This window comes from Synechococcus sp. OH2 (assembly GCF_047462155.1).
In the GTDB taxonomy this organism is placed as follows: domain Bacteria; phylum Cyanobacteriota; class Cyanobacteriia; order Thermostichales; family Thermostichaceae; genus Thermostichus.
Window position 1 is genome coordinate 42186 of the sequence record NZ_JANSIR010000116.1, and the last position, 5433, is coordinate 47618.

Genomic DNA, 5433 nt, shown 5'->3' on the forward strand with positions numbered 1-5433 from the left:
ATCCCCGCTCGGCCCGGAGGCGGATGGCGCGATCGTCTGCGTCGAAAAACTCTCCCTCGATAGACTGCAAATGGGCGGATCCCAACTGTACGGGAGTGGAGCCGTTTTCTGGGGGGGACTCGTATTCGGCCAGGCGCGCCCGCAAGCGCCAGAGAATGCCACCATCGGGTTTGGCCTGGGTGAGAGTGATGTCTTCGTAGATTAACTGGGGGGTGGAGATAGGCTCGCGCGGAACACCCGGATCCCTGCTTGGAGGTGGCTCCGGCCCACCACAGGCAGCGCTCAGCAGGGCCAAAACCACTAGCCAACCTGGGATCCGGGAAGAGTTGGGCTGCATGGATCTCTCTTGCGCGCTTTCTCCTACCCTAGCTCTACCCTGCCGCTGGGCCGGATGGGATCCAGCTTTAACAAACCCGTGGCATCATCAGGGCAGAGTATTGCGGGGGCAAGGGTGGCCCAACTGTTGCAGCTTTTTATCTACGGCCTCGTCCTGGGCAGCATCTACGCCCTGGGGGCGATCGGGGTGTCGCTGACGTTCGGCATTTTGCGTTTTGCCAACTTTGCCCACGGGGATCTGATGACCTTGGGGGCCTATTTTGCTCTAACGTTTGTCGGGTTGGGTTGGCCGATTGGGGTGAGCTGGATCCCGGCGGCCTTGGCGACGGCACTTTGCGCGGTGGGGATCGACCAACTGATCTATCGCCGCCTGCGCCGGGAAGCACCGGTGATTTTGCTCATTTCTTCTTTTGGCACGGCCCTGATCTTGCGCAGCTTGGTGCAGATCGTTTGGGGGCCCAACAACCAGGTGTACCGCAGCGGCATCCAGTTGCCCTGGCAGTTGGGGGGGCTGCGCATCAAGCCGGATTGGGTGGTGATTCTGGTGGGAACGGCCTTGCTGGTGGTGGCTCTGCACCTGTTTTTGCAGCGCACGCGGGTGGGCAAAGCGATGCGGGCCATGGCCGACAATTTTGACTTGGCCAAGGTGACCGGCATTGAGACGGAGCGGATCATCCTCTGGACTTGGGCCATCGGCGCCGCCTTGGCCTGTGTGGCGGGCATCTTCCTGGGCCTGGATACGCGGCTGCACCCCACCATGGGCTGGCGGCTGTTGTTGCCCGTTTTTGCGGCGGCCATTCTCGGCGGCATTGGCCGTCCCTATGGAGCCATTGCTGGGGGGCTGGTAATTGGCCTGGCGGAGGAGTTCTCGACTTTAGCGATCAATCCGGCTTACAAAACAGGGGTAGCCTTCGCCATTTTGGTGCTGATGCTGATCTTCCGGCCCACAGGGCTATTGGGGGGGCGGGCCTGATGTTGAGCTACGCCATCTTCTTTTTGGTTTTGGTGGGGATCTACGGCGTGCTGGTGCTGGGCCTCAATATCCAGTGGGGCTATGCCGGCATGTTCAACATCGGCGTGGGGGCCTTTTTTGCTGTGGGGGCCTACGCCAGCGCCATAGCCACGACGCCGCCCACCCCTGAACATCTGGGCGGTTTCAATCTGCCGTTCTGGGTGGGCTTTGCCATAGCAGTAGCCGCCGCCGGTGCGATCGCCTTCTTGATTGGCTTGATCACCCTGAAGCTGCGCTCCGACTATTTGGCTATTGCCACCATCGGCATTGCCGAGATCATCAGCCAAATCCTGAGGAACGAGGGCTGGCTGACCAACGGGGTGCGCGGCATCACCCGCATTCCGCGCCCCTTTCGCGGCTGGATCCCAGGGCAGGATACACTGCTCTACTTGGGCTTGGTGCTGCTGGTCTTGGCGGTGGTTTACTGGCTGAGTGAGCGGGCCTATCGCTCCCCCTGGGGACGGGTGCTGCGGGCCATCCGCGAGGATGAGCCGGCAACCCTGGCCGCCGGCAAAGATGTCCTCCAGTTTCGCCTGCAGGCGTTTGTGCTGGGATCCATGCTGATGGGGCTGGCGGGGGCGCTCTATGCCCACTTTGTCAATTTCATCAGCCCGGAAGCCTTCCAGCCGGAGTTTGCCACCTTTATCGTCTGGGTGATGTTGATCGCGGGGGGCAGCGGCAACAATCGCGGCGCCCTGCTGGGGGTGCTGGCCATTTGGGGGGTGTGGTCGGGCAGCGAGTGGTTGACCAACCGTCTGCCGCCCCAGTGGGCCACCCGGGCCGGTCCCTTGCGCATTTTGTTGATCGGGATCCTGCTGCAGGTAATTCTGCTTACCCGCTCCCAAGGGCTGTTGCCAGAACGCCCGCCCAAGCCTGTTTTGGACACTTCCGCCTCCTCCAAGCAGAACCCAGCAGGATAGGATTGGGTCGGCTCCAGCCGTTGTTGACGCTTTGAGACAGCCCAGATCTCGGCCACCATGACTCCGCGCTCCAAGGAAACGGACTCCTCCTTGTCGCCCCGCAACCCCGATGCGACAGGTTGCCCCCCCAATGCCGGCCAGCCAGGGATCCCGACTGCGCCCATCCAGGAGGGCTATGCCTTGCCGGAGCACTACTTCAACCGGGAGCTGAGTTGGATTGAGTTCAACGCCCGGGTTTTGCACGAGGCCCTGGACGAGCGCACCCCCCTCTTGGAGCGGCTGAAGTTCCTGGCTATTTTCGAAAGCAACCTGGACGAGTTCTTTATGGTGCGGGTGGCGGTGATCCGCCGTCAGTTGGAAACAGGCGTGCTGCTGCCGACCCCCGATGGCCTCACGCCGCAGCAGCAGTTGCGGCAGATTTCCCAGCACCTGCGCCCCCTGATTCAAAAGGTACACGAGTGTTTTCGGCAGGAATTGGTGCCTAAGCTGGCGGAACAAGGCATTCACATCCGCGATTTTTCTGAGCTGGCCGAGCCGGAGCGGCAGGAGCTGCGGGAGTATTTCGACCAACGGTTGTTTCCTGTGCTCACTCCCTTGGCGGTGGATCCGGGCCATCCTTTCCCCTACATCTCCAACCTCAGCCTCAGCTTGGCGGTGGTGGTGCGGGATCCGGAAACCGGCAGGGAACACTTTGCCCGCATCAAGGTGCCCAGCACCCTGCCTCGCTTTGTGCCGCTGCGGGACGGGGTGAGCTTTGTGCCGCTGGAGCAGGTGATTGCCCACCATCTGGAGGCGCTGTTCGTGGGCATGGAAGTGCTGGAGTACTACCCCTTCCGCATCACCCGCGGTGCCGATCTGAAAATCCAAGAGGACGAAGCCGACGATCTGCTCGCGGCCATTCAAGAAGAGCTGCGCAAGCGCCGCTTTGGCTCGGTGGTGCGCATGGAGATTGCCAAGTCCATGCCGTCTGCCATTCGACAGCGGCTCTGCGAAGAGCTGCATCTGGATGCTGACTCTGTCTACGAGGTGGATGGGCTCCTCAACATGGGGGGGCTGATGGCGTTCCTCAACCTAAACCGGCCCGATTTAAAGGATCCCCCTTGGGGGCCCGTCACCCCTCCCCGCTTGCGTACTGCCTCGGTGAGCGACGAGCCAGTGGATATCTTCTCCGTCATCCGGGAAGGGGATCTGCTGGTGCATCACCCCTACGACTCCTTTGCTGCCAGTGTGGAACGGTTTCTGGAGGAGGCGGCCAACGATCCGCAGGTGCTCACCATTAAGCAAACCCTCTACCGCACCTCTGGCGATTCGTCGGTGGTGGGATCCCTCATCCAGGCTGCCGAAAACGGCAAGCAGGTGGCCGCTCTGGTGGAGCTGAAGGCCCGTTTCGACGAAGAAAACAACATCCTCTGGGCCAAGAAGCTGGAAAAAGCCGGGGTGCACGTGGCCTATGGCCTGCCAGGGCTGAAGATCCACTGCAAGTTGGCCCTGGTGGTGCGGGAAGAGGGGGGATCCCTGCGGCGCTATGTCCACATCGGCACTGGCAACTACAACCCCAAGACCGCCCGTCTCTACACCGATCTGGGCCTGTTTACCTGCAACGAGACCCTCTGCAACGATGTAACCGAGTTGTTTAACCTGCTAACTGGCTACTCGCGGCAGCGGCACTTCCGCAAGCTGCTGGTGGCCCCCCGTACCTTGCGCCAGGGCATGGAAGCCTTGATCCGGCGAGAGATGCGCCATGCCCAGGCAGGACGCCAAGGGCGCATCATCGTCAAGGTCAACTCCCTCACCGACCCACGCATGATCCAAGTGCTCTATGAGGCTAGCCAGGCAGGAGTAGAGATTGATCTCATTGTGCGCGGCATGTGCTGCCTAAAACCAGGGATCCCGGGCCTGAGCGAGCGCATCCGCGTTATCAGCATCATCGGGCGCTTTTTGGAGCACTCCCGCATCTTCTACTTCTACAACGACGGCCAGGAAGAGTACTTCATCGGCAGCGCCGACTACATGACCCGCAACCTGGATCGCCGCGTCGAGGTGGTGACCCCTGTAGAGGATCCCCTGTTGCAGCAAGAGCTGAAGGCGATCTTGGAGATTTGTCTGACGGATAACCGGCAAGCTTGGGAGCTGCGCCCCGATGGCACCTATGTGCAGCGGCAGCCTAAGCCGGGAGAGCCGGTGCGCTCCACCCACCAACGCCTGATGGAGCGAGCCGCCAGCCGCCTTTAGCCCTCACCCCCGGCCCCTCTCCCTCAGGAGCGAGGGGTTTCGGCGGCTTCAGCCTCTTGATCCCCCAGCGCAATTACCTTCTCAGTGGCCTGCAACGAAGACTCCAGGCTCTCCAACTTTTGTCGGCTGGAGCGGTTCAGCCCCGCCTCAATACCGTTCGCCAAGAGCTGATCCAAAGAGAACCAGCCGCCGCCATTCACCGCAAAGGCCAAGAAGATGGCCGCGTAGATAGCCGATAGCTCCAGATAAGGAACGCTGAAGCCGGCCACCTTGATGTGGTGGAACATGGCCACCGCCATCGTGGCGAACAAACCCAACGCCGCCGCGCGGGTCAACAAACCCACTGCCACCAGCGGAGCTGCGATCAGTTCAGTATAGGCAGCTACATAAGCAAAAAAGATCGGGAAAGGCAACCCGATCACTTCTACATAAGCCGTTGCAAACCCCTCGATATCAGCCAGTTTGTCGAGGCCGTTGTGAATCATGAATAGCCCTGCCACCACCCGCAAGACAGTCCACGCCACTTGAGACCAGCGCGGGGCTACGCTGTCGTGACGCAAAACTGAGACAAACAGCACGGGAAAGCGCTGAGTGAGTGCCATAAGATGAAACCTGCAATGCAAAGATGCTAACTATTGTAACGATTCTAAATTTCTGTAACAAGACCAGGGCGGGATCCCCCGCCTCGACAAGAGGGGTCTAGATCGTAGGCAATCGTTTTCCCAGCAGGCGCAGCAAACCGATGGGATCCCCGGCCAAGGCCTGCGCGGCTCTAGTTCGGGTTCATCTCCTGGCTGGCTGGGATCCCTGCCGCTGTCTTGCTGCCCAGATAGGGTTAGCCAGGGAAGTTCTCGGCTGCCTATTCTTAGAGGTGTTGACGCCATTCTTCATGAACTACCCCACCGCGTAGGCGGGTGGGGTTTCCTCACCCGC

The 5433-nt window shown here is 60.9% G+C and carries 4 protein-coding genes and 1 pseudogene; 3 read left to right on the forward strand and 2 right to left on the reverse strand.

Annotated features, from left to right (window positions below; translation table 11 throughout):
- Window positions 1–337, reverse strand: a pseudogene (locus tag NW835_RS12580) (LPS export ABC transporter periplasmic protein LptC); the annotation flags it as partial.
- A gap of 114 nt (window positions 338–451) precedes the next feature.
- Between NW835_RS12580 and NW835_RS12585 the strand changes: the two are divergent.
- The 3 genes from NW835_RS12585 to NW835_RS12595 are packed head-to-tail and all read left to right on the forward strand — an operon-like array spanning window position 452 to window position 4500.
- A complete protein-coding gene (locus NW835_RS12585) occupies window positions 452–1309 on the forward strand; it encodes a branched-chain amino acid ABC transporter permease (protein ID WP_414334029.1) in 858 nt (285 codons plus the stop codon).
- Complete coding sequence (locus tag NW835_RS12590) at window positions 1309–2268, forward strand: branched-chain amino acid ABC transporter permease (RefSeq protein ID WP_414334031.1); 960 nt, start codon at window positions 1309–1311, stop codon at window positions 2266–2268. Before NW835_RS12585 ends, NW835_RS12590 begins: the two co-directional genes overlap by 1 nt.
- A 57-nt stretch (window positions 2269–2325) precedes the next feature.
- On the forward strand, window positions 2326–4500 hold the full coding sequence (locus tag NW835_RS12595) for an RNA degradosome polyphosphate kinase (RefSeq protein ID WP_414415461.1): 2175 nt from the start codon (window positions 2326–2328) through the stop codon (window positions 4498–4500).
- Window positions 4501–4523: 23 nt separating this feature from the next.
- Here the strand turns inward: NW835_RS12595 and NW835_RS12600 are convergent, their stop codons facing one another.
- Window positions 4524–5102, reverse strand: a complete 579-nt coding sequence (locus tag NW835_RS12600; protein ID WP_414334035.1) for a DoxX family protein — start codon at window positions 5100–5102, stop codon at window positions 4524–4526.
- Window positions 5103–5433 lie beyond the last annotated feature (331 nt).

Excerpts from the sequence above, each read along its gene's own strand:
- NW835_RS12595 (WP_414415461.1), top strand. The coding sequence starts at position 2,326 with ATGACTCCGCGCTCCAAGGAAACGGACTCCTCCTTGTCGCCCCGCAAC.
- NW835_RS12600 (WP_414334035.1), bottom strand. The coding sequence starts at position 5,102 with ATGGCACTCACTCAGCGCTTTCCCGTGCTGTTTGTCTCAGTTTTGCGT.
- NW835_RS12590 (WP_414334031.1), top strand. The coding sequence starts at position 1,309 with ATGTTGAGCTACGCCATCTTCTTTTTGGTTTTGGTGGGGATCTACGGC.